Consider the following 24513-nt stretch of genomic DNA (forward strand, 5'->3'; position numbering starts at 1 on the left):
GAACCGGGGACCCGCCCTATCCGTCGAAGAGGTATGCGTGCAATGACAGCGACTGCACTGGCCGGATGTCTCGTGCTCGCGGCGGGCTGCGGCGCGGCCCCGCCCGCCCGGCAAGGCGCCTCCACCGTCCCGCAGCAGCCACCCGTCGTGACGAACCCGGTCACCACCACTCCCACGAAGGGACCGGAGGTCACCAAACCGACCGGCAACGCGATCAACGTCCACAAGGTCCGATGGACCAAGGCCAAGCCGGTGGCCAAGGGCAGGCAGATCCAGCTCACCTGGTGGTCCGGCGTCGCCCCGTGCACGGTGCTCGACCGGGTCAAGGTGAAGGAGACGGCCAAGCGCGTCACGATCACCCTCTACGAGGGCACCTCGCCCAAGGCCAGGAACGTGTCGTGCATCATGATCGCGATCGAGAAGACCACGACGGTCAAGCTCAAGAAGTCGATCGGCAAACGCAAGATTGTGGACGGCGCAAAATAGCGTGTCCAAAACCGGACATCCCTGGTGACAAATGATCGATTTGGAGCGATACATCGATCAAGCACCAGAGGCGCGGGGGCGTCGAGGGTGACGCTGCGCATCACTGGGGGGTCCGTTGAGACGGCTGAGCCGTGCCCTGTCCTCGATCCTGCTCATCTGCGCCGGCCTGGTGGCCCTGGCCGGCCCGAGCGCCCAGGCGCTGCCGGCGGCTTTCCAGCGGCAGACCGTGTTCAGCGGGCTGAACCATCCGACGAACATCGAGTTCGCCTCGGACGGGCGCGTGTTCGTGGCGGAGAAGAGCGGGCTGATCAAGGTCTTCGACTCCCTCACGGACACGACGCCGGCCACGTACGCGGACCTACGGACGCAGGTGCACAACTTCTGGGACCGCGGCCTGCTCGGGATGGCACTGCACCCGAACTTCCCCGCCGACCCGCGCGTCTACGTCCTGTACGCGTACGACGCCGTGCCCGGCGGTACGGCGCCCCGCTGGGGCACGGCGGGAGCGACCGACGATCCCTGTCCCACGCCGCCCGGCGCGACCGGCGACGGCTGCCTCATCACGGGACGCCTGTCGGTGATCTCCCCGACCGGCGCCGAGACCCCGCTGATCACCGACTGGTGCCAGCAGCACCCCAGCCACTCCTTGGGCGACCTCCAGTTCGGCCCCGACGGCATGCTGTACGCCACCGCCGGCGACGGCGCCAGCTTCAACTTCGCCGACTACGGCCAGGACAACCTGACCAGCTCCGACGTGACCCCGGACAACCCGTGCGGCGACCCGCCGTCGCCGGTCGGCACCGCGCTGGCGCCGCCCGCAGCGGAGGGCGGCGCGCTGCGCGCGCAGGACGTGCGCACCAGCGGCGACCCGGCCGGGCTCGACGGCACATTGATCCGGATAAATCCGGACACGGGGGCGGCCGCCGCCGGCAACCCGAACGCCGGCAGCTCCGACCCCAACGCCGCCAGGATCGTCGCGAACGGCCTGCGTAACCCGTTCCGCATCACCAACAGGCCCGGCACGCAGGAGATCTGGCTCGGCGAGGTCGGCTGGAACACGTACGAGGAGATCAACAGGGTCACCGCCCCGACCTCGGGCGTCTCGAACTTCGGCTGGCCCTGCTACGAGGGTCCCGGCAGGCAGGGCGGCTACGACAACCTCAACCTGACCCTGTGCGAGAACTTCTACGCGGAGGGCGCCTCGGCGCACACCCAGCCGTACTTCTCCTGGAACCACAACTCCCGCCCGGCCCCGAACGACCCGTGCCCGTCGGGCGGCTCGTCGTCCAGCGGCGTGGCGTTCTACGGCGGCGGCGCGTACCCGGGCGCGTACGACGGCGCGCTGTTCTTCTCCGACTACAGCCGCCAGTGCGTGTGGGTGATGACCAAGGGCGCGAACGGCCTGCCCGACCCCGCGACCGTCCAGAACTTCGACTCGGGCATGCCCGCGGTGGAGCTGGAGATCGGCCCGGGCGGCGACCTGTTCGCGGTGGACTACGACCACGGCACGATCGTCCGCTACATCTACGCCAACACCCCGCCGACGGCCGTGATCAACGCGAGCAGCACGTCCGGCACCGCGCCGCTGGCCGTGACGTTCTCGGGCGCCTCGTCCACGGACGCCGACGGCGACCCCCTCACGTACGCCTGGGACCTCGACGGGGACGGCGAGCTGGACGACTCCACCTCGGCCACCCCGTCGTTCACCTACGCGCAGCCGGGCTCCTACGTCGTGCGGCTGCGGGTCGGCGACGGCCGGGGCGGCCAGGGCGACGCCTCGGTCACGGTCAACGTGAACAACACCCCGCCCACGGCCACGATCGACGCCCCCACCGCCGCCACGACCTGGGCCGTGGGTCAGACGATCAACTTCTCCGGCACGGGCACGGACGCCCAGGACGGGACGATCCCGGGCACGCGCATGAAGTGGACCCTCATCCTGGACCACTGCCCGAGCACGTGCCACGAGCACGAGATCACCACGTTCACGGGCGCGAGCGGCTCCTTCCAGGCGCCTGACCACGACTACCCGTCGCATCTGGAGCTCCGCCTGACGGTGACCGACGCCCAGGGGCTGACGGACACCAAGAGCGTGCTGCTGCAGCCGCGCACGATGAACCTGACGTTCCAGTCCTCGCCGCCGGGTCTGCAGGTGGGGTTCAACAGCGAGCAGACGACCACGCCGTTCACGCGTACGGTCATCGTCGGGTCGGGGAACTCGATCTCGGCTCCGTCGCCGCAGACGCTGTCGGGCCAGAGCTACTCGTTCGGCTCCTGGTCGGACGGGGGCGCGGCCGGTCACAACGTCGTGGCGCCCGCGACGGCGACCACGTACGCGGCGACCTTCACGCAGACACCGGCCGACACGGGCCTGGTGGCCGCGTACGGCATGAACGAGGGCACGGGCAGCACGGTCGGCGACGCTTCCGGCAAGTCGAACACCGGCACCCTGACCAATGCCACCTGGAGCAACTCCGGCAAGTACGGCAAGGCGCTCTCGTTCAACGGCACCAGCGCCTACGTCAACATCCCCGACTCGACCAGCCTGCGCCTGACCACCGGCATGACGTTGGAAGCCTGGCTGAACCCGGCGACCGGCACCGGCTACCGCACCGCGCTGATCAAACAGCACGCCAGCGGCGTCGCATACGCGTTGTGGGCCAACGCGGACAACAACCGGCCATATACCGAAATAGTCACCGGCACTGACCAGGGCCTCCTCGGAACTGCCAGCCTGCCGCTCAACACCTGGACCCATCTGACGGCCACGTACGACGGCACCACCCTGCGCCTCTACACCAACGGCACCCAGGTCGCACAGAAGGCCGTCACCGGCGCCATCCGCGGCGACGCCCAATCCCTGCGCATCGGCGGCAGCAGCCTGTGGGGCGAATACTTCAACGGCCTCATCGACGACGTCCGCGTCTACAACCGCGCGCTCACCCCCACCGAGATCCAGAACGACATGAACACCCCGATCGGCCAGGCCGGCCCGCCCGACACGCAGCCGCCGACGGCGCCGGGCTCGCTCGCCGCGACCGGCGGCCAGGGCAGCGTCCAGCTCTCCTGGACCGCCTCGACGGACAACGTGGGCGTCGTCGGCTACAACGTCCACCGCTCCACGGCGGCGGGCTTCACCCCGTCTGGCGCCAACCAGGTCGGCTCGACGACCGGAACCTCGTTCACGGACTCGGGCGTGCCCGCGGGCACGTACTACTACAAGGTGATCGCCTTCGACGCGGCCAACCTCCCGAGCCCCGCCTCGAACGAGGCCACGGCCACCGTCACCGCGCCGCCGCCGAACACGGGGCTCGTGGCGGCGTACGGGATGAACGAGGGCACCGGCACCACCGTCGCCGACTCCTCCGGCAAGTCGAACACCGGCACCCTGACCAACGCCACCTGGAGCAACTCCGGCAAGTACGGCAAGGCTCTCTCCTTCAACGGCACCAGCGCCTACGTCAACATCCCCGACTCCACCACCCTCCACCTGACCACCGGCATGACGTTGGAAGCCTGGCTCAACCCGGCGACCGGCACCGGCTACCGCACCGCGCTGATCAAACAGCACGCCAGCGGCAACGCCTACGCCCTGTGGGCCAACGCCGACGACAACCACCCCTACACCGAGATCGTCACCGGCACCGACCAGGGCCTCCTCGGCACCGCGAGCCTGCCGCTCAACACCTGGACCCACCTGACGGCCACCTACGACGGCGCCACCCTGCGCCTCTACACCAACGGCACCCAAATCGCGCAGAAGGCCGTCACCGGCACCATCCGCAGCGACACCCAACCCCTGCGCATCGGCGGCAGCAGCCTGTGGGGCGAATACTTCAACGGCCTCATCGACGACGTCCGCGTCTACAACCGCGCGCTCACCCCCGCCGAGATCCAGAACGACATGAACGCGCCCGTCAGCTGAGAGACCGCCCACCCACGTGGACCCCGGCGCGCGCCCACCGCGCCGGGGTCCGCTCCTGTGCCAGGAACCTTCCCGGAAGCCGCCGACGTTGGAGGGAATGCCGGCGCGCTCACGAGGGTTGAGTCGAGTAGGCTCAAGTCGTTTGACAAAGCCGACCGGGATTCGTAGCTTGAGTCCAACAGACTCAACTTTGACTACAAGGACGTACTCATGGCACGTGCGGTAGGTATCGACCTGGGGACGACCAACTCCGTCGTCTCGATCCTCGAGGGCGGTGAGCCCACTGTCATCGCCAACGCGCAGGGCTCGCGGACCACGCCGTCCGTGGTCGCCTTCGCGAAGAACGGCGAGGTCCTCGTCGGTGAGGTCGCCAAGCGGCAGGCCGTCACCAATGTGGACCGGACGATCCGATCGGTCAAGCGGGAGATGGGCACCAACTGGTCCCAGGAGATCGACGGGAAGAAGTTCTCGCCCCAGCAGATCAGCGCCTTCGTCCTGCAGAAGCTCAAGCAGGACGCGGAGGCCTACCTCGGCGAGAAGATCACCGACGCGGTGGTCACCGTTCCCGCCTACTTCAACGACGCCCAGCGGCAGGCCACCAAGGAGGCCGGCACGGTGGCGGGCCTCAACGTGCTCCGCATCATCAACGAGCCGACCGCGGCGGCCCTCGCCTACGGGCTCGACAAGGAGCAGGACCAGACCATCCTGGTCTTCGACCTCGGTGGCGGCACCTTCGACGTGTCGCTGCTCGACGTCGGCCAGGAGGACGGCCACGGCTTCGTCGAGGTCAAGGCGACCTCCGGCGACAACCACCTCGGTGGTGACGACTGGGACCAGCGCATCGTCGACGAGCTCGTCAAGCGCTTCCAGAACGCGCACGGCGTCGACCTGTCCAAGGACAAGATGGCGCTCCAGCGTCTGCGCGAGGCGGCCGAGAAGGCCAAGATCGAGCTGTCCAGCCAGTCCGAGACCAACATCAACCTGCCCTACATCACGGCCTCGTCCGAGGGCCCGCTGCACCTCGACGAGAAGCTGACCCGCTCCGAGTTCCAGCGGCTGACGGCCGACCTGCTCGAGCGGACCAAGGGCCCGTTCCACCAGGTCATCAAGGACGCCGGCATCAAGGTCTCCGACATCGCCCACGTGGTGCTCGTCGGCGGCTCGACCCGTATGCCCGCCGTGACCGAGCTGGTCAGGGAGCTGACCGGCGGCAAGGAGCCCAACAAGGGCGTCAACCCGGACGAGGTCGTCGCCATCGGCGCCGCTCTGCAGGCCGGTGTGCTCAAGGGTGAGGTCAAGGACGTCCTGCTGCTCGACGTGACCCCGCTGTCGCTGGGCATCGAGACCAAGGGCGGCATCTTCACCAAGATCATCGAGCGCAACACGACGATCCCGACCAAGCGCTCCGAGGTCTTCACCACGGCCGAGGACAACCAGCCGTCGGTGCAGATCCAGGTCTTCCAGGGTGAGCGCGAGATCGCCTCGTACAACAAGAAGCTGGCGACCTTCGAGCTGACCGGCATCGCGCCGGCCCCGCGCGGCATCCCTCAGATCGAGGTCACCTTCGACATCGACGCCAACGGCATCGTCAACGTCTCCGCCAAGGACCTGGGCACGGGCAAGGAGCAGTCGATGACGATCACCGGCGGCTCCGCGCTGCCGAAGGACGACATCGAGCGCATGATGCGCGAGGCCGAGTCGTACGCCGAGGAGGACAAGAAGCGCCGCGAGGAGGCCGAGGTCCGCAACAACGCGGACGGGCTCGCCTACCAGACGGAGAAGTTCCTCCGCGAGAACGACGACAAGGTCCCCGGCGACATCAAGACCGAGGTCAACGACGCCCTGTCCGAGCTGAAGAAGGCTCTGGAGGGCACCGACACCGACGTCATCCGCACCTCGGCGGAGAAGCTCGCCACCGTCAGCCAGAAGATGGGTTCGGCGATCTACGCCGCGAGCCAGGGCCAGCAGGCCGGTGGCGAGGGCGCCCCGCAGGACGCCGCGGCCGGTCAGGGCCAGAAGGCCGATGACGACGTGGTCGAGGCCGAGATCGTCGACGAAGACCAGCCGAAGAAGGACCAGTGATGCCGCCTCGTGAAAACGGGCAAGAGCAGCCGGTGATCCGCGACAACCGCAAGATCGACCCGGAGACGGGGCAGGTCAGGGACGCCTCCGCCGCCGAGCAGGCGGCAGAGCAGCCGCCCGCGGCGGCCGCCGCCAACGGCGAGCTGGAGGCCCAGCTCGCCGAGCGGACCGCTGACCTGCAGCGACTCCAGGCCGAATATGTGAACTACCGCAGGCGGGTCGAGCGCGACCGCGCCGCGGTCAGGGAGCAGGCGGTCGCGGGCGCGCTGGCGGATCTGCTGCCCGTACTCGACGACATCGGCAGGGCCCGCGACCACGGCGAGCTGACCGGTGGCTTCGCGAAGGTGGCGGAGTCGCTGGAGTCGGCGCTCACCAAGCTGGGCCTCAGCTCCTTCGGGCAGAAGGGCGAGCCGTTCGACCCGACCGTCCACGAGGCGCTGATGCACAGCTACTCGTCGGAGGTGACGGAGCCGACCGCGATCGAGGTGCTGCAGCCCGGATACCGATTGGGTGACAGGGTGCTGCGTCCGGCGCGGGTGGCCGTCGCGGAGCCCGGGGACGCCACTCCCGCGTCCAATGACGACGACGAAAACTGACACGAGGACGAAGGGCCGTAGATGAGCACCAAGGACTACCTGGAGAAGGACTACTACGCCGTCCTTGGTGTGCCCAAGACCGCCACCGCCGATGAGATCAAGAAGGCTTATCGGAAGCTGGCCAGGCAGTACCACCCCGACAGCAACCAGGGCGACCCGACCAAAGAGGCCAAGTTCAAGGAGGTCTCCGAGGCGTACGACGTCCTGTCCGACACCAAGCGCCGCAAGGAGTACGACGAGGCGCGGACGTTGTTCGGGTCCGGGGTGGGCGGCCAGCGTCCCGGTGCCGGCGGTTTCTCGTTCGACTTCGGCGACCTGTTCGGCGGCACCGGGCAGGGCACCGGCGGTGGTGCGGGCGAGCGGCTCGGCGACCTGTTCGGCGGGCTGTTCAACCGGGGCGGCGGCGCCGGCCGCACCACCACCACGACCAGGCCGAGGCGCGGCCAGGACGTCGAGTCCGAGGTCACGCTGACGTTCACCGAAGCGGCCGAGGGCAGCACGGTGTCGCTCAGGCTGACCAGCTCGGCCGCCTGCGCCGCGTGCACCGGCACCGGCGCCAGGGCGGGCACGACCCCCAGGGTCTGCCCCACCTGTGACGGCACCGGCGCGGCCAGCCGCAACCTGGGCAACTTCGCCTTCTCCGAGCCCTGCCGCGACTGCAAGGGCCGCGGGCTGATCGTGGACGACCCCTGCCCTGTGTGCGAGGGCAGCGGCCGGGCCAAGAGCACCCGCACCATCCAGGCCCGCATCCCCGCCGGTGTCGCCGACGGTCAGCGGGTCAAGCTCAAGGCCAAGGGGGCGCCGGGCGAGAACGGCGGCCCCGCGGGCGACCTCTACATCCTGACGCACGTCAAGCCGCACGCCGTCTTCGGCAGGTCGGGCGAGAACCTGACGATCACCGTGCCGGTGACGTTCACCGAGGCCGCGCTCGGCGCGGAGATCAAGGTGCCGACCCTCAAGGGCATGCCGGTCACGCTGCGCATCCCCGCGGGCACACCCAACGGGCGCACGTTCCGCGTGCGCGGCAGGGGCGTCACCCGTAAAGACGGCACCAAGGGCGACCTGCTCGCCACCGTCGAGGTCGTGGTACCGAAGACGCTCGACGACAAGTCACGCGAGCTCCTCAGCGAGTTCAACACCGCGACCGCGGGTGAGGACCCGCGCGCTGAGCTGATTCAGCGAGCCAGAAGCGAGTAGCCGATGGACGCCAACTACTTCGACCTGTCAGACGACACACCCGTCTATGTGATCTCGGTGGCCGCGCAGCTCTCGGGGCTGCACCCGCAGACCCTGCGCCAGTACGACCGGCTCGGCCTGGTCAGCCCAGGCCGCACGGCGGGGCGCGGCCGCCTCTACTCCACAAGAGACATCATCCAGCTCCGCGAGGTGCAGCGCCTCTCCCAGGAGGAGGGCATCAACCTCGCGGGCATCAAGCGGATCCTCGAGCTCGAGAACGAAGCTCTGCGGCTGCGTGAGGAGGTTCACCGCCTGCGCGCCGAGATGCGCATGGTCAGAGCGCTGATCCGCTACGAGCTGCCACCGGGGGCCTAGAAAGAATGGACTACAAGCTCACCCAGAAGAGCCAGGAAGCGCTCTCGGGTGCCATGCGGCGTGCCGCCGCGGAGGGCAACCCCGAGATCGCCCCGGTTCACCTGCTGACCACCCTGCTCTCCCAGACGGGCGGCACCGCCGTCCCTCTGCTCGAGGCCGTCGGCGCCGACTGGCGCACGCTGCGGGCACGTACGGAGGAGCTCCTCACGGCGCTGCCCAAGGCGCAGGGCGCGACGGTGGGGGCGCCGTCGAGCTCGCGCCAGCTGCTCACGGTGCTGAACACCGCCGCCCAGCACGCCAACCGGCTCGAGGACCTCTACGTCTCGACCGAGCACCTGCTGGTCGGTCTGGCCGCCGACGGCGGCCAGGCAGCCGAGCTGCTCAAGTCGCAGGGCGCGACGCCGCAGGCACTGCTCGACGCGTTCGAGAAGGTACGCGGGCACGCGCGCGTCACCAGCGAGACCCCCGAGGACACCTACCAGGCGCTGGAGAAGTACGGCGTCGACCTGACCGAGCAGGCCCGCTCCGGCAGGCTCGACCCGGTCATCGGCCGCGACTCCGAGATCCGCCGCGTCGTCCAGGTTCTCAGCCGGCGCACCAAGAACAACCCCGTGCTCATCGGCGAGCCCGGCGTCGGCAAGACCGCGGTGGTCGAGGGCCTGGCCCAGCGCATCGTGGCCGGCGACGTGCCCGAGTCGCTGCGCAACAAGCGGCTGATCTCGCTCGACCTGGGCGCGATGGTGGCCGGCGCGAAATACCGCGGCGAGTTCGAGGAGCGGCTCAAGGCCGTGCTCTCCGAGATCAAGGAGAGCGACGGGCAGATCGTGACGTTCATCGACGAGCTGCACACCGTGGTCGGCGCGGGCGCCGCCGAGGGCGCGATGGACGCGGGCAACATGCTCAAGCCGATGCTGGCCCGCGGCGAGCTGCGCATGATCGGCGCGACCACGCTCGACGAGTACCGCGAGCGCATCGAGAAGGACCCGGCGCTCGAGCGGCGCTTCCAGCAGGTCTACGTGGGCGAGCCCACGGTCGAGGACACCATCGCGATCCTGCGCGGGCTGAAGGGCCGCTACGAGGCCCACCACCAGGTGCAGATCGCCGACAGCGCGCTGGTGGCCGCCGCCGCGCTGTCCGACCGCTACATCACCAGCCGCTTCCTCCCTGACAAGGCCATCGACCTGGTCGACGAGGCCGCCTCGCGGCTGCGCATGGAGATCGACTCCCGTCCCGTGGAGATCGACCAGCTCCAGCGCGGCGTCGACCGGCTGAAGATGGAGGAGCTGGCCCTGTCCAAGGAGACCGACGACGCCTCCGTGCAGCGACTCGAGCGCCTCCGCCAGGAGCTGGCCGACCGCCAGGAGGAGCTCAACGCCCTCGTCGGCCGCTGGGAGCACGAGAAGTCCGGGCTCAACAAGGTCGGCGAGCTGAAGAAGCAGCTCGACGAGGCGCGCGGCGCCGCCGAGCGGGCGCAGCGCGACGGCGACTTCGAGACCGCGTCCAGGCTCATGTACGCCGAGGTGCCGCGGCTGGAGCAGGCGCTGAAGGCCGCCTCCGACGCCGCGCCGCCGGACAACGCCATGGTCAAGGAGGAGGTCGGCGCCGACGACATCGCCGAGGTGATCTCGTCGTGGACCGGCATCCCCGCCGGGCGCCTCCTGGAGGCTGAGACGGCCAAGCTGCTGCGCATGGAGGATGAGCTGGGCAAGCGGCTGATCGGGCAGCAGGAGGCCGTACAGGCCGTTTCCGACGCCGTACGCCGGAGCCGGGCCGGCATCGCCGACATCGACCGGCCGACGGGCTCGTTCCTCTTCCTCGGGCCCACCGGCGTGGGCAAGACCGAGCTGGCCAAGGCGCTGGCGGAGTTCCTGTTCGACGACGAGCGGGCGATGACCCGGATCGACATGAGCGAATACTCCGAGAAGCACAGCGTGGCCAGGCTCGTCGGCGCGCCTCCCGGCTACGTCGGCTACGAGGAGGGCGGCCAGCTCACCGAGGCCGTCAGGCGGCGCCCGTACACCGTTGTGCTGCTGGACGAGGTGGAGAAGGCCCACCCCGAGGTCTTCGACATCCTCCTCCAGGTGCTCGACGACGGGCGGCTGACCGACGGGCAGGGGCGCACGGTCGACTTCCGCAACACGATCCTGATCCTCACCTCCAACATCGGGTCGCAGTTCCTCATCGACCCCAAGCTGGAGAACGGCGCCAAGCGGGATGCCGTCATGGCGGCGGTGCGGAGCTCGTTCAAGCCGGAGTTCCTCAACCGGCTCGACGACGTGATCCTCTTCGACGCGCTGGGCACGGAGGAGCTGGCTCAGATCGTCGACCTGCAGGTCGAGCGGCTGGCGCGACGCCTGGCCGAGCGCCGGCTCACGCTGGAGGTCACGCCCGCGGCCCGCGAGTGGCTGGCGCTGACGGGCTACGACCCGCTGTACGGCGCCCGCCCGCTGCGCCGCCTGGTCCAGTCGGCCATCGGCGACAAGCTGGCCAAGGCGGTGCTGTCGGGAGAGGTCATGGACGGCGACAAGGTCAAGGTCGAACTGGGGGACGACGAGCTCCTCATCCAGCGCGCCTGACCACCTTGCGGGAGCCCGGGACCCACGCGGTCTCCGGGCTTTTCGCGTGTCATGGCTCGGTCATCCCCGCTGGTCTTCAGTAAGGTCCGGCCCACTCTTCGGACAAGCCGCACTCCCGCGGCCGGATGTGTGACTACGTTCAGCGTTCGTCAGATCACCGAACTCGATCAGGGGGCCTGAAGTGTCATCTCAGAAGATCCGGAGCATCATCGCGGTGGCCACGCTGACCGCGGGCGTCACCTGGCTGGCTGCGGCCCCCTCGACGGCGGACACCTGCAAGGGCACCCGGGTGACGGCCCGGACGACCGCCTCGTACTGCGGCACGCACATCGCGACCGACGACACCCTCGGCGGCGGCAGCACGGCCGCCGACGAGAGCGAGAAGCTGGCCATGGCGGCCGGGGCGATGGCCGCGCAGCTCGGCCTGACCGGGCTGGCGACCGCGCGCGAGGCGCTGGGCGCGGCCGACATGGGCGGGCTTGCGGCGACCTGGGGCATGCCCTCCCCCGCGCTGCTCCCCAAGGTGCCCGAGTCGCTGGAGATGCGGGATCTGGCCACCATGGCGCGGGTCCCCGCGCTGCCCGCACTCCCCGAGGTGCCGTCGAAGCCGCTGGAGGTCAAGCTGCCCGAGCTCTCGCTCGGCAAGGGCCTCTCCCACAACCGCTACGCGGGCTCCGGCACCAAGTCGCCGGCGAACCTGGACAGGCCGGTGCAGGAGGTCAGGGCCGAGGTGGTCGACGTCCTGCTGCCCGAGACGGTGGAGAACCTCCAGGAAGCCTCGGTGCTGGCGGGCGGCCAGACCGCGGTGGCGGGCTTCTCCGGGCTGGCGCCGCAGCTGGGGCTGCGCTGAGCCACCCTGTCCGGGCGCGGACCGTGCCTGCCGCGCCCGGCATCCCCTAACCGAAGAGGCCGCGGCCACCCGCGGCCGCGGCCTCTTCGCCCCTGACGCCTCGCGTGGCGGGCCACCGGTACTCACCGGCACACCGACGCAGGGGTCACCGCACATGGGACAGCACCGCCTCAGCGGTCGAGCCGCCCCGAGGCCGTGCGGCCCAAAGACAGGCCCGTCCCGGGGCCCGGCCCCGCCGTGCGACGTAGCCCTCAGGTCAGAAGGCGGTGTCGTCCGCGACGGCGCCGCGTCCCGGCGTCGGCCGGCTCAGTGGACGAGCTCGTCCAGCTCGTCCTCAGGCAGCCCCAGATCGACCCGGATGCGGTAGCGGGTACGGAGGACCGCCACCTGCTCAGGGTCGTTCTCGTCGCATCCCAGGGCCGCCTGGGTGGCCCATTCGAGCCCTCCCTGGAGGTCCCCGTAGGCGACCAGCGTCTCGGCGATCGTGTGAGCGGTCGCCGTGGAGACGCCGCCCTCCGCGCGTATCGTCTCGATGACCTCCCTGGCCTCGTCGGGCTTGTCGAGCTCGAAGAGCGTGTCTGCGATGCCGGCACGCGGGTCGAAGCCCGCCTCGCCGCCGTCCTCGACCGCGAGCTGGAAACACTCCATAGCCCGCGCCGGCTGGCCGGCCGCTCGCCATTCCTCGGCGGCGAGGACCAGGATGGACGCCCGGGAGACGTCGCCGGACGAATAGCCCAGCGCGACGTCGTATAGCCGACTGGCCAGGGAACTGTGGTCGTCGGCCAGTAGGGCCTGCTCAAGCAGACGATCAAGGTGCTCACGGGTCACATGCGCCACACCGCGAGACTACCGAGCCGCTCGGCCCTTTGCCCGGTCAATGCGCATCGCCGGTCAGACACAAATTCGGTAACCCCCCGTCCATCAGTGCTCACATTGAGCGTGTCTATGCAGGTGGCAGGGCATATACGAGTTGCTTTGCTGCTACGCGAGCAAGGGGGCTGTGATGGGCATGTCCAAGCAGACGACCTTCACCCTGGCCTGTGTCGTGGTGTTGTCGGCCCTTCTTCCCGGCGTGGCGGGCTATCTGTCGGCCCGCCTCGAGGCCCTCGAAGCAGCCGAGCAGAACCTCCAGGCTCTGGAGGCCAGACTCCATGTGCGCGAGGCGAGAGACACGCGCCCGGTCTCGTTCCCCGGCGGTCCATGCCTGCGTACGCCGGCCACCCCGCGCTTCCAGCAGGTGCCCGCGATCGCCCTCGGCGGGTACGGCAAGCGCCTGCCGGACTGGCTGGCCGGCCTGCTCAGGGAAGTCGGGCGCTCCGCGCGGGACTAGCGGCGGACCAGGACTTCAGCTGCCGGGCCAGGAAGCCGCAGATCAGCTGCTTGGCCGCCTCGATGATCTCCGGCGAGCCGTCGGGGTCGCGCCGGAAGGCCAGCTTCAGTACGGCGTCGCCCGCCTCGACCGCCACCAGCACGGCCAGGTCGAGCTCGGGACTGTCGGCCAGCCCGAACTCCTTGAGCAGCAGCCCGCGCAGCCGCCCCGCGATCACCGTGTTGTTGTCGGAGTCGGAGTCGAGCAGATTGAGGTCAACGACGTCGCCGAAGTGGAGGCTCTTGAAGCCTGGAACGGTCCTGTGCATGTCGACGTACTCGTCGATGATCGCGTCGATGGCCTCCCACCAGCCGCGATATTCCTCCGCCAGGAACCTGCGGTCCACCCTGCGGACGAACTCCTCGACGTTGCGCCGGGTGAGCTCCTGGGTGACGGCCCGCTTGTCGGGGAAGAACTGGTAGATCGACCCGATCGCCACGCCGGCCCGCTCGGCTATGCGGGTGGTGGACAGCGCGTCGTATCCGGTCTCGTCGAGCAGCTGCGCGCACGCGTCGAGCATCCGCTCCACGCGCCGGGCGCTGCGGCGCTGCGCCGGCTGCCGCCTGAGTGCCTTGGGCTGGGCGCAATCATCATCCATTTGCGGCGAGGACACGGATTCATCTTCTCCCTTGGGAACGATCCTTACCGCCGGTTTCCTCGATTTCTCATGACCCCGCTCCATCGCGCGAGTGCACGCATCGCGGCCGGCGAAACCCTGGACAGGGCATATCCGATTTGCCCTTCCAAGTTGACCGGCACCACGGCCTGATTTCTGTGTACGGCCCGCAGAATGTGGGCGGCCACCCGCTCGGCCGGGTACCCGCGCCGCGCCAGGTCCCGCACGGCCTGTTCGCGCACGTCAGGCCCCACGTACGTGGCGTTGCGCGCGATCGGCGTGGAGACGAACCCCGGGCAGACGGCGCTGACCCCGATCCCGTGCCCGGCCAGCTCGGCCCTGAGGCAGTCGCTGAGCATCTTCACGGCCGCCTTGGAGGTCGAGTACGCGGGCAGCAGCCACGACGGCGCGAACGCCGCCAGGGAGGCGATGTTGACGATGTGACCGCCCTCGCCGCGCTCGACCATGGCGGCGCCGAACAGCCGGCACCCGTGGATGACCCCCCACAGATTGACGTCCAGGGTCCTGCGCCAGTCGTCCACCGCATGATCCAGAAATGGCCCAGCGACGGCGATCCCCGCATTGTTCACCACAATGTCCGGCACGCCATATTGGGAGATGATATTTCGCGAAAAATCTTCCATTTCAGCGGCGTCGGAGACGTCGACCTGCGCCGCGTGCCCCGTACCCCCGAGGTCCTTGGCAATGGCGTCGGCGGCCCGCGACGCGGCGGCGGCGTCAATGTCCGCGCACACCACCTCGGCCCCATGGGCCGCGAACGCCCGCGCGGTCGCCAGCCCTATCCCGGACCCCGCCCCCGTGACGACCACCCGCCGCCCGTCGAAGACCGCACCTGATTCCACGCGCCGCATCGCGACCTCCTATTGGACGCCTCGTCCAGGAGCATAGATCGATCAGGGCCGTGCGGCCAGCCCGGCGCAGGTACGCAGCGCCTTCCAGTCCGTGATGGCCTGGGTGCGTGCGGGCCCCGTCATCGGAATGGGGATACCCCCCTGGATGGTGGCCGGGGTCCAGCTGTCCTTCAGCACCTTCCGCCCGTTGATGGTCAGCGTCAGCACGCCGGTCCTGCCGGTGGTGCCGGGGGTGGAGTTGTAGAAGACGAAGTTGCCCATGCCGTAGTTGACGTACGCCTGGTCGAGATATCCGGACCCGAGCAGGATGTGCGCGTGTCCGCCGACCACCACGTCGGCGCCCGCCTGGACCAGCTTGGGAGCCAGCGAGAGCTGTGCCTGGTTCGGGCACTTCTGCATCTCGGTGCCCCAGTGCAGGTGGACGATCACGGTGTCGGAGTTCTTGCGCGCCTGCCGTACCGCCCGCAGCAGGCTGACCTCGTCCTTGGCCGAGGCGAGCCCGCCCTTGTCCGGGGTGGCCGTCCACGCCTGGATGAACTCCGCGTCGAGCACCTGGGTGGCCCCGATGATCGCCACCCTGTTCCCGTTCACGACCTTGCGGAACGGCTTGTACGCCTGCGCCGCGTCCTTCCCGATCCCCACCACGGGGAACTTGCCGGCCTTGATGGCCGCCAGCGAGTCCGCCAGCCCGGTCTCCATGTAGTCCATGCCGTGGTTGTTCGCCATGGACGCGACGTCGACCCCGGCCGCCTTCAGCGCGGCGAACGCGGCCGGCGGCGCCCTGAACGTGAACTGCTTCCCCGGCGCGGGCGTCCCCCCTGTGGTGATCGCCGTCTCGAGGTTCACCATCGCTAAGTCGGCCCTGCGCAGCACGCTCGCGATCGGCCCGAGCGCCGTGGCCGGGCTGGCGAGGCGCGCCCGCAGCCCTCCCTCGAAGTGCACGTCCCCACCGAAGGAGATCGTGTACGGCCGCCGCTTCGGCTTCTGCTTCGGCTTCTGCTTCGCCGTCGGGGACACGGCCGCCTGCTCGTCCACCTGCTTGCTCTGCGGCTCCTTCTCGGGGGCCGAGGAGCAGGCCACCAGAGACACGGCGACAGCGAACAACGGGAGGGCACGGGGGAATCTCATCTGCCGCCACTTCCGCTCGAATCCTGTCATTCAGGGATCGAGCATCCCATGAAGGGGCGTATTACCGCTCAGGCGGTTACATTCTCCATCAATCTACGCATTGCATCCCGAGTGTGGTCGTCCATCGGCGTGTAGACGATGAGCCGGATCTCGAGTACGGCCGTGAGACTGGTCGTCCTGAAGCGCAGCTCCCCCATCTCCACGTGCTTGAACGCCTTCTCCCTCGGCCCCGGCTCGGCCACGTCCTGCCTGGCCCACATCCGCGCGAAGTCGGGGCTCTCGGAGGCGAGCCGGCGGACGAAGTCCTGCCAGCACGGGTCGTCCGCGTGACGGCTGTAGGCGCCCCTGAAGACCGCGACGGCCCGCGCGAGCTCCTGGTCGCGGTTGAGCAGCCGGGTCGTGGGATCCGGGTTCAGGCAGGTGTGCCAGAGCGAGTTCCGTTCGCCCTCGGGCGCGTTGACCAGCTCGGGCCAGAGCGTGGCGTACGCGGCGTTCCAGGCCAGGGCGTCGCACCGGCTGTTGGCCACGCAGGCGGGCATGTCGCCGAGCCGGTCGAGGATTTCCTGCATCTCGGGCGTCACGTGGCCCGGGGCCTGGCCGACCGGCTCCGCGTGCCCGGCCAGCCGGTAGAGGTGCAGGCGCTCGGCGCTGTCGAGCCGGAGCGTGCGGGAGATGGCGTCGAGCACCTGGGTGCTGGCGTTGATCGGGCGGCCCTGCTCCAGCCAGGTGTACCAGGTCACGCCCACGCCGGCGAGCTGGGCGACCTCCTCGCGCCGCAGGCCGGGAGTCCGCCTGCGCGGGCCCGGGGCGAAGTCGACCATCTCCGGCGTGATCCGCTCGCGACGGGTCCGCAGGAAAGCCGACAGATCGGTACGCCTTGCTTCTGTCACGCTCATACCTCCACTATGGAGCGAAGCGGCAGAGCTTAACCAGTTACCGCCAATACCAGTATAAAGGGGCTCTCGTTACTGGTACTGGCTACCCGGCAAACTGATCGACATGACCCAAACTGCCGCTATCACCCCTCCCGTGGAGACCAAGCCGCAGGGAGAGACCCGAGCCAGCGGCCTGCTTCTTGCGATCATCCTCGTGGGGCAGTTCCTGGCCATCCTGAACGTCAACATCGTCAACGTGGCCACCCCGACCATCGAGGCCGACCTGCACTCCTCAGGCGCCGGGCTGCAGATGATCGTCGCCGGATACACCATCGTCTATGCCGTCTTACTGATCACCGGAGCCAGGGTCGGCGACCTGTTCGGCTACCGCAACGCGTTCCTGGGCGGGCTCACGCTGTTCACCCTCACCACGCTGGGGGCGGGCCTGGCGCCCTCCACCGGCTGGCTGGTCGCCTTCCGCCTGCTCCAGGGCTCCGGGGCGGCGTTGATGATGCCGCAGGTCCTGACCTTGATCCAGCGTAACTACCAGGGCGCGGCCAGGGGCCGGGCGATCGGCCTGTGGTCCTTGACGGTCAGCGGCGGCATCGTGATCGGCCAGGCGCTCGGCGGGATCCTGCTGGGCATGGGCGCGGGCTGGCGCATCGTGTTCCTGGTGCTGGTACCGATCGGCGCGCTGCTGCTCGCGGCCGGCCTGAAGGTGCTGCCGGCCGACCGCGGCGGCGGCAAGACCGGCCTCGACCCGTGGGGTCTGGTGTCCCTGTCGGCCGCCGTGCTCCTGCTCGTGGTGCCGATGGTGCTGGGCCGCGAACTCGGGTGGCCGCTGTGGGGCTGGATCTCGATGGGGCTGAGCGTGGTGACGTTCGCGGCGTTCGTCCGCATCGAACGGTGGGTGACCGCGAGCGGCGGCCGTCCGCTGGTGAACGCCCAGGTGCTGCGCGCGCCCGGCATGCGGCCGGGGCTGGCGGTCCTGCTGTTCGGCCCGGCGACCTGGGGCGCGTTCCTGTTCACCTCGGCCCTGCACCTGCAGGGAGAGCTGCACCTGACGCCGCTGGCCTCGGGCATGATGCTGGTGCCGTGCGCGCTGGCCTTCGGCCTCGTCGGTCTGGGCTGGCCGAAGCTGCCCGTACGCCTGCAGCGCCCGCTGGTGCCCTTCGGCTACGTGGTGGCCGCCCCCGCCTACCTGGGCCTCGGGCTCGCCGCCGGCGGCGGTGTCCCGTACGCCATCATGAGCGCCCTCGTCGGCGCCGGCCTCGGCGTGCAGGTCGCGGTGACCAACATGGCGACCGAGCAGGTGGACGGCCAGTACGCGGCGGACGCGAGCGGCGCGCTCCTCACCGTGATGCAGCTCGGGCAGGTCATCGGCGTCTCCACGGTGGGAACGCTGTTCATCACGCTGAGCCAGGGCCACGGGACCGTCTCCGCCGCCCTGATGTCCGCCATCGCCATGGCCGGCCTGGCCGTGGTGGCGGGGCTGAGCTCCATCTTCCTCGTACGGCGCCGCGTACCGGCACGTAGCTGAGCTTCCCCGAGGTGGAGCAGTCGGGCTTCGGGTCGTCGGACCTGATGCCCGACATCGGCGCCTTTTCCTGCAGGCCGGAGAGATGCGAATTTCACGCGAAGAGGCGCAGCGCACTCATCATTTGCTGCCGTCCTACTGGGAGATGCTTTTCGTCGTGGGCGAGATGACGGAGCCGCTCCTGGTGGATTACGCGCGCAAAGACTTCTTCGGCACAGAAGCCGGGATCCGTTTTTGGACGGGCATTCGCGAGTACCGACGCCTTGTGGCGAGGCCGCGATCGCCTGGCTCACCTTGGGGAGAAAGAGGCGCGACACCGCTTGATCAACATGGCGGGGAGTGTGCCATGATGTGCGAGTCTTCCGTGCTCGATCCTGCGGGGAGAGCTGGAACGTCCCGGAGGTCGCGCCTCCACTCGAACGGCCCTGAGCGTTGCTGCCATCAACCCACAGGGCCGTTCGTCACGCGCCGGCCACCAGAGCGGCGAGGTCGAACTCGCCCTCGCGCACCCCGGCCGTGAAGGCGGCCCACTCGGCCTGGGTGAAGACCAGGACGGGTCCGTCCTGCTCCTTGCTGTCCCTCAGCGCGACGTTGCCGTCGGCCAGGGGGGCAACCTCAACGCATGTCGCTGCGCCGTTGCAGAAGGTGCTTTTCCGCCAGGCTGCCGTCGTAGTGTGGATGTACATTTTCTCCCCAATACACAAAGAGGCCCCATTGCCTCTTTTCGGGCTTTCATCTTAGCGTCGCCACAACATGGCTTTACGCTGTATAAGAACTCGTGATTCGTCCTCATCCAAGGCTTCGGACCGGATGTGGTCGAAGGCTATTTCGTACCCAGCCACTCGTTCGAGATCTTCGACGAAGCTAGCAGTGTACAGTTGTTCCAGGTACACAACATCATCAAATGCGGCAAACTTCAGGTGGATAAACGCACCGGTGTTTACCGGATGAAGTGCGTCGAGGGTGAGGACTTGGACGCTGACGTGCGGCAGAAGTGAGATCTCCAGGAGATGCTCCATCTGCTCACGCATCACCGCAGGTTCGCCGAACCTGCGCGTGAGCGCCGACTCGTCGAGCACCACGTTGAGAACGCACGCGTCGGCTCTGTGGAGCACGCGCTGCTGTCTGTCGAGCCGGGCTTCGACCCGGCTTCTGACACCGCTGTGCGTGATACGCGCGATGCCGCGAGTCGCCAGAATCACTTCTCTGGCATAGTCCTCGGTCTGCAGCAGGCCGGGCACCACCTGGGGTTCCCAGTTGCGCTGATGGGTGGCCTCTGCCTCCAGCCCCAGGAATCTTGTGTACTCCCCGGGCAGAGTGTCTTCGTAATCTTCCCACCACCCCCGCTGCTCCGCATCTCGCAACAGGCCGAAGAGTTCGTCAAGTTTCCGCCCGTCGAGGTGATAGAGCTCCGCCATGGCCTTGATGTCGTCGGCGCTCGGCATCGTCTTGGCGGCCTCGATGCGGCTGACCTTGCTCGCCGACCAACCGAGCTCCCTGGCCGCTCTGGCACCGGTGAGCGCTCTCCGCTCCCGGAGAAGGCGCAGCTCCTGACCCAGCCGGAGCCTGCGCACTGTCGGACTGCCCTGCTGCGATGGCACCGTCCACTCTCCTTGTCGGGAATGAAGGTGTGGCGGGAAGGGGTCGTTTAGGGCCCGGCTTTCTGGGCCGTTCGCGCTCAATCTTACACTGCAAGTTGCACGTGGCGTGTCGCACAGCCTTGCTAGAAGGCTTTCACGAGGGGAGCCTACGGGCAAGACAAACTCCACGTAGGGGTGGGGTAAGGGCGGAACTTCTCCCGCCGGAGCCTCGAGACGACACTTGTCGTGCAAGTTGCACGGCAAGTGTGAAGAAACTTAAATCTTCCCTTGCTCCACGTATTGCAGCATTGCTCACTCGGGGGGACGATCGGTTACAGGAAGGCTCTCGGATGTGAGGAGGCCGCGCATGACGACACGGCCGTACGCGTCGGGCCTTCCGTCGATGATCGCGCGGCCCCGTGCGGGCCGCCTCTCCGGCAACGTCGCCGTCCCGGAAACGAAACTCTGTGCCAGGGAGGCCACTTGCCGGAAGGATCTCGGAATCGCCTGAAGAACTCAGCGACACTCCGCTCATTCGAGCATGAAAAAAGCCGGACCGCGACTGATCACCAGCGCGCCGCATTTGGGCTGCCACCCTGCGGCGAGACCGGTCGTCAGCCGTCGGCCCGGCAAAGAAGCCACCTCTGAAAATGCCGCGAAAGGGGTCTTCTCATGTACTCACAAGGTACCAAGGGACTCGCTCGAATCAAGTCCCGGATCCAAGAACTCATGGCATGGGCCGATCGCGAAATCTGCATGGAGCCGGATGAATTCGCGTACCACGTCGGCTGGACCGTGAGCAGGACGGGGTTCGGTTCGCGTCGCTACCGCGACCCACGTTTCGATCAGCTCAGCGTGCCACACCGCGTGACCGAGGAGGTGTCCTGACGTGCCGAGGAACCCGCGTAACCAGATCTACCCGGCCAACGAGGACCTTCCCGCCCCCGGGCGCGGCGGGCCGGCGGCCAGGCTCTGGCGCATCCGTACCGAGCTGATGCTGCTCTCCGCGCTGGCGCTGCTCACGCTGACCCTGCACGGCACCACACAGGAGGGCAGGTGGTGGCCGTTCGTCCTGCTGACCAGTGCCGTCTCCGTGCCGGTCGCCACCAGGACGGGGCGCAACTGGGTGGTGGCCCACTTCTGGTGCGTGGTCTCCAGGCATCGCCTGCAGCGGGTGTGCCTGGAGACGACGATGCACACCAGGGCGGGGCGGATCCCGCTGGTGCTCTGGATCACGCCGACGACCACGGGCGAGAAGGCGCTGATCATGACCAGGGCCGGCATCTGCGCCGAGGAGTTCGAGGCGTACAGCGAGGAGATCGCGGCGGCCTGCTGGGCCAGGAGCGCGAACGTCTACCGGCACCGCCGGCGGGCCCAGTTCGTGATCGTGGAGATCGTCAGGCGCGACGAGGTCCCCGGAGCGGCCTCTCCCGGCCTGGACCGGCTGTACGGCAGACGAGCCTGGGTCTCGGTCAGACCCGATCTCGAGGAGCCGCCTGATCTGCGGAGACAGGTGGCGCTGGCGCAGGCGGGCTAGAGAGCTAGGGGAATCCGGGACATTCCCCTGGGCGGGAAGCCCCGGAGACCGCGGGGGCTCCGGGGCTTCCCCATGCGCCGGGGACGGGCCAAGATGAGTTCATCGGGCGAACTCAGGAGTCGTGATGACGTCGACCGTCCACCGGACCTGTCCCCTCTGCGAGGCCGTCTGCGGCCTGACGCTCACTCTCGACGAGGGCGGGCACGTGACCGGTGTCCGCGGTGACAAGGACGATCCGTTCAGCAAGGGGTTCATCTGCCCGAAGGGTGCCAGCCTCGGCCGGCTCGACGAGGACCCCGACCGGCTGCGCAGGCCGCTGATCAGGGAGGGCGACCTCTGGCGCGAGGTCGGCTGGGAGGAGGCGTTCGCCGCTGTGAAAGCGGGCCTCGACCGGGTCTCCGACCGCCGTTCGGTCGCGGTCTACCTCGGCAACCCGAACGCGCACACCATGGCGGGGGCCCTCTACAGCGCGCCGCTGATCAAGTCGCTCGGCACCCGCAACGTCTACACCGCCAGCACCGCCGACCAGATGCCCAAGCATGTGGCGAGCGGGCTCATGTTCGGGCATCCGCTGGCCATCGCGGTCCCCGACCTGGACAGGACCGACTACCTGCTGATGCTGGGGGCCAACCCGGTGGAGTCCAACGGTTCGGTGTGCACCGCGCCCGACTTCCCCGGACGGCTGAAGGCCCTGCGCCGGCGCGGCGGGCGGCTCGTGGTGGTGGACCCGCGCCGCACCCGGACGGCCGCGCTGGCCGACGAGCATGTCTTCGTGCGCCCGGGTACGGACGCATACCTGCTGTTCGGCATCGTCCACGTGCTGTTCGCCGAAGATCTCGGCACGCCCTCCCACCCAACTAACGGGCTGGACGAGGTCCGCGAGGCGGCCAAGCACTTCCCGCCCGAGACAGTCTCCCGGCGCACCGGGGTTCCCGCCGAAGTGATCGTGCGGCTGGCCAGGGAGCTTGCGGGAGCGCGTACGGCCGCCGTCTACGCCAGGATCGGCACCTGCACGGCCGAGTTCGGCACGCTGGCCCAGTGGCTCGTGGACGTGCTGAACGTGCTCACCGGCAACCTCGACCGGCCGGGCGGCGCCATGTTCCCCAAGCCCGCCACGGAGTTCGGGGGCCGGCGCAGGCCGTACACGGTCGGAAGGTGGAAGAGCCGCGTCAGAGGGCTGCCCGAGACCAACGGCGAGCTGCCCGTGGCCACGCTGGCCGACGAGATCGAGACCCCCGGCGAGGGCCAGGTCACGTTCCTGGTCACGGTGGCGGGCAACCCCGTGCTGTCGGCGCCACACGGGGACAGGCTGGACGCGGCCTTCGCCAGGCTCGACTTCATGGTGAGCGTGGACCCGTACCTCAACGAGACCACCAGGCACGCGAACGTCATCCTGCCGCCCCCGCGCATGCTGCAGTCGGGCCACTACGACTTCGCGCTGCTCGGGTTCGCGGTACGGAACTACGCGCGGTACTCGCCGCCCCTGCTGCCGCTGGACGGGCAGCCGTCGGAGGCCGAGATCCTGGCCAGGCTGGCCATGATCGCTTCTGGGCTGGAAGGGGACCTGGACGAGTTCGTCATCGGCGAGACGCTGCGCAAGGCCACCGAGACGCCCGGTTCGGGCGTCGAGGGGCGGGACGTGGCGGAGCTGCGCGCCGAGCTGGACGGCGAGACGGGCAGCGAGCGCCGGCTCGACCTGATGCTCAGGCTCGGCCCTTACGGCGAGTGGGCCGGCAAGGGCGACCTGTCGCTGCGCAAGCTGCTCGACAACCCGCACGGCCTGGACCTGGGTCCGCTGGAGCCGAGGCTGGACGAGGTGCTGAAGACCCACTCGGGGCTGGTCGAGCTGGCGCCGCCGCAGATCGTCGAGGACGTCGAGCGGCTGCGCGGCCGGCTGGACGAGGAGCCGCCGGAGATCGTCCTGATCGGGCGGCGCCACCTGCGCTCCAACAACAGCTGGCTGCACAACGTCGGCCCGCTGGTCGGCGGCAGCAACACCTGCACGCTGCAGATCAACCCGGCCGACGTGGCCAGGCTCGGGCTGGACGGCGAGGCGGTGGTCCGCTCCGCGACCGGAGAGGTCACGGTGCCGCTCGAACCCACCGACACGATCATGCCGGGCGTGGTCAGCCTGCCGCACGGATGGGGGCATCAGGGCAGTGCACAGAGCGTGGCCGCCGAGCACGCCGGGGTCAGCGTCAACACGCTCACGGACGAATCCGCCATCGACGTTCTGAGTGGTAACGCGGTGTTCAACGGAGTTCCGGTCACGATTTCACCAACTGGGGTGATCATCGCACATTAAGGTGTCGCGCGTGACTATCGCGCCAGAAGAGGACCGCCTGAACACCCAGATCGCCTTCGCCATCGAGATCGACAAGCTGAAGCGGATCATCCGCCGCAACCACCTGATAGACGGCTCGCGGCGGGAGAACACCGCAGAGCACTCCTGGTACGTGGGCACGCTGGCGATGGTCCTCGGCGAGCATGCCCCGCCGGGGACCGACCTCCAGCGGGTTGTCGCCATGCTGCTGGTGCACGACCTGGTCGAGATCGACGCCGGTGACACGTTCATCTATGACCCGGTGGAGGTGGCCGCGCAGCCGGACGCCGAGCGCGTCGCCGCCGACCGCATCTTCGGCCTGCTCCCTCCCGACCAGGGCAGCTGGATGCGTGAGCTCTGGGACGAGTTCGAGGCCAGGAAGACGCCGGAGGCCAGATTCGCCAAGGCGCTCGACCGTTTCGCCCCGATCCTGGCCAACCACCACACCGAGGGCGGCACGTGGCCGCTGTTCAAGGTCAAGGCCGCCCAGGTCAGGGAGAAGGTGCGGATCATCGAGGAGGGCTCACCGTCGCTCGGCGCGTATGCTCTGGAGCTGGTCGAACTCTCCGTGGCCAGGGGCCACCTGTCCGAGTGATCCCCACATGGGTGG

At 68.9% G+C, this 24513-nt stretch carries 19 protein-coding genes and 1 pseudogene; 13 read left to right on the forward strand and 7 right to left on the reverse strand.

Annotated features, from left to right (window positions below):
• The first annotated feature begins 42 nt into the window (after positions 1-42).
• The 8 genes and pseudogenes from AB0J64_RS11450 (at position 43) to AB0J64_RS11485 (ending at position 12066) form a co-directional block, all read left to right on the forward strand.
• The gene (locus AB0J64_RS11450) at positions 43-486 is read left to right on the forward strand and encodes a hypothetical protein (RefSeq protein WP_364024256.1); all 444 of its coding nucleotides are present in this window, start codon (positions 43-45) and stop codon (positions 484-486) included.
• Positions 487-601: 115 nt separating this feature from the next.
• Complete coding sequence (locus AB0J64_RS11455) at positions 602-4411, forward strand: LamG-like jellyroll fold domain-containing protein (protein WP_364024259.1); 3810 nt, start codon at positions 602-604, stop codon at positions 4409-4411.
• Between the two features lie 210 nt (positions 4412-4621).
• Positions 4622-6493 (forward strand): molecular chaperone DnaK, encoded by a 1872-nt coding sequence (gene dnaK / locus AB0J64_RS11460; protein WP_344998678.1) that lies wholly within the window; start codon positions 4622-4624, stop codon positions 6491-6493.
• Complete coding sequence (gene grpE / locus AB0J64_RS11465; protein ID WP_364024262.1) at positions 6493-7089, forward strand: nucleotide exchange factor GrpE; 597 nt, start codon at positions 6493-6495, stop codon at positions 7087-7089. The genes dnaK and grpE overlap by 1 nt, the downstream gene beginning before the upstream one ends.
• Before the next feature lie 21 nt (positions 7090-7110).
• Positions 7111-8286, forward strand: coding sequence for a molecular chaperone DnaJ (gene dnaJ / locus AB0J64_RS11470; protein ID WP_364024265.1), 1176 nt, complete (start codon positions 7111-7113; stop codon positions 8284-8286).
• A 3-nt stretch (positions 8287-8289) separates the two neighbouring features.
• Positions 8290-8571 (forward strand): annotated as a pseudogene (locus AB0J64_RS11475) (helix-turn-helix transcriptional regulator); the annotation flags it as partial.
• A 74-nt stretch (positions 8572-8645) separates the two neighbouring features.
• Positions 8646-11216 (forward strand): ATP-dependent chaperone ClpB, encoded by a 2571-nt coding sequence (gene clpB / locus AB0J64_RS11480; protein WP_364024268.1) that lies wholly within the window; start codon positions 8646-8648, stop codon positions 11214-11216.
• Positions 11217-11397: 181 nt separating this feature from the next.
• Positions 11398-12066: a hypothetical protein gene (locus tag AB0J64_RS11485; protein WP_364024271.1), complete on the forward strand. Its 669-nt coding sequence runs from the start codon at positions 11398-11400 to the stop codon at positions 12064-12066.
• A 306-nt stretch (positions 12067-12372) separates the two neighbouring features.
• Here AB0J64_RS11485 and AB0J64_RS11490 read toward each other — a convergent pair whose 3' ends face one another.
• Entirely contained in the window at positions 12373-12903 is a 531-nt protein-coding gene (locus AB0J64_RS11490; RefSeq protein WP_364024274.1) for a hypothetical protein, read from the reverse strand.
• Between the two features lie 172 nt (positions 12904-13075).
• On the opposite strand from AB0J64_RS11490, the gene AB0J64_RS11495 reads away from it, so the two are divergent.
• Positions 13076-13396, forward strand: a complete 321-nt coding sequence (locus AB0J64_RS11495; protein ID WP_364024277.1) for a hypothetical protein — start codon at positions 13076-13078, stop codon at positions 13394-13396.
• Here AB0J64_RS11495 and AB0J64_RS11500 read toward each other — a convergent pair.
• From AB0J64_RS11500 to AB0J64_RS11515, 4 genes are all read right to left on the reverse strand, one after another.
• Positions 13365-14033, reverse strand: a complete 669-nt coding sequence (locus tag AB0J64_RS11500; RefSeq protein ID WP_364024280.1) for a TetR family transcriptional regulator — start codon at positions 14031-14033, stop codon at positions 13365-13367. The genes AB0J64_RS11495 and AB0J64_RS11500 overlap by 32 nt on opposite strands.
• Positions 14034-14077: 44 nt before the next feature.
• Positions 14078-14923 (reverse strand): SDR family NAD(P)-dependent oxidoreductase, encoded by an 846-nt coding sequence (locus tag AB0J64_RS11505; RefSeq protein ID WP_364024282.1) that lies wholly within the window; start codon positions 14921-14923, stop codon positions 14078-14080.
• Between the two features lie 42 nt (positions 14924-14965).
• Positions 14966-16051, reverse strand: coding sequence for a CapA family protein (locus AB0J64_RS11510; RefSeq protein WP_364024285.1), 1086 nt, complete (start codon positions 16049-16051; stop codon positions 14966-14968).
• A gap of 68 nt (positions 16052-16119) precedes the next feature.
• A complete protein-coding gene (locus tag AB0J64_RS11515) occupies positions 16120-16947 on the reverse strand; it encodes a helix-turn-helix transcriptional regulator (RefSeq protein ID WP_364024288.1) in 828 nt (275 codons plus the stop codon).
• 103 nt (positions 16948-17050) lie between these two features.
• Between AB0J64_RS11515 and AB0J64_RS11520 the strand changes: the two genes are divergently transcribed.
• Positions 17051-18466, forward strand: a complete 1416-nt coding sequence (locus AB0J64_RS11520; RefSeq protein WP_364024291.1) for an MFS transporter — start codon at positions 17051-17053, stop codon at positions 18464-18466.
• Between the two features lie 458 nt (positions 18467-18924).
• Here the strand turns inward: AB0J64_RS11520 and AB0J64_RS11525 are convergent, their stop codons facing one another.
• A complete protein-coding gene (locus tag AB0J64_RS11525) occupies positions 18925-19149 on the reverse strand; it encodes a DUF397 domain-containing protein (protein ID WP_364024294.1) in 225 nt (74 codons plus the stop codon).
• A gap of 51 nt (positions 19150-19200) precedes the next feature.
• Positions 19201-20064, reverse strand: coding sequence for a helix-turn-helix transcriptional regulator (locus AB0J64_RS11530; RefSeq protein ID WP_364024297.1), 864 nt, complete (start codon positions 20062-20064; stop codon positions 19201-19203).
• Between the two features lie 868 nt (positions 20065-20932).
• Between AB0J64_RS11530 and AB0J64_RS11535 the strand changes: the two genes are divergently transcribed.
• The 3 genes from AB0J64_RS11535 to AB0J64_RS11545 all read left to right on the forward strand — a co-directional run bounded on the left by AB0J64_RS11535 (position 20933) and on the right by AB0J64_RS11545 (position 24498).
• Complete coding sequence (locus AB0J64_RS11535) at positions 20933-21580, forward strand: hypothetical protein (RefSeq protein ID WP_364024300.1); 648 nt, start codon at positions 20933-20935, stop codon at positions 21578-21580.
• A gap of 124 nt (positions 21581-21704) precedes the next feature.
• Entirely contained in the window at positions 21705-23885 is a 2181-nt protein-coding gene (locus AB0J64_RS11540) for a molybdopterin-dependent oxidoreductase (RefSeq protein WP_364024302.1), read from the forward strand.
• Between the two features lies 1 nt (position 23886).
• A complete protein-coding gene (locus tag AB0J64_RS11545; RefSeq protein WP_344998715.1) occupies positions 23887-24498 on the forward strand; it encodes an HD domain-containing protein in 612 nt (203 codons plus the stop codon).
• Positions 24499-24513: the final 15 nt, after the last annotated feature.

The sequence above is a fragment of the Nonomuraea sp. NPDC049695 genome, assembly GCF_040674955.1.
In the GTDB taxonomy this organism is placed as follows: Bacteria; Actinomycetota; Actinomycetes; order Streptosporangiales; family Streptosporangiaceae; genus Nonomuraea; species Nonomuraea helvata.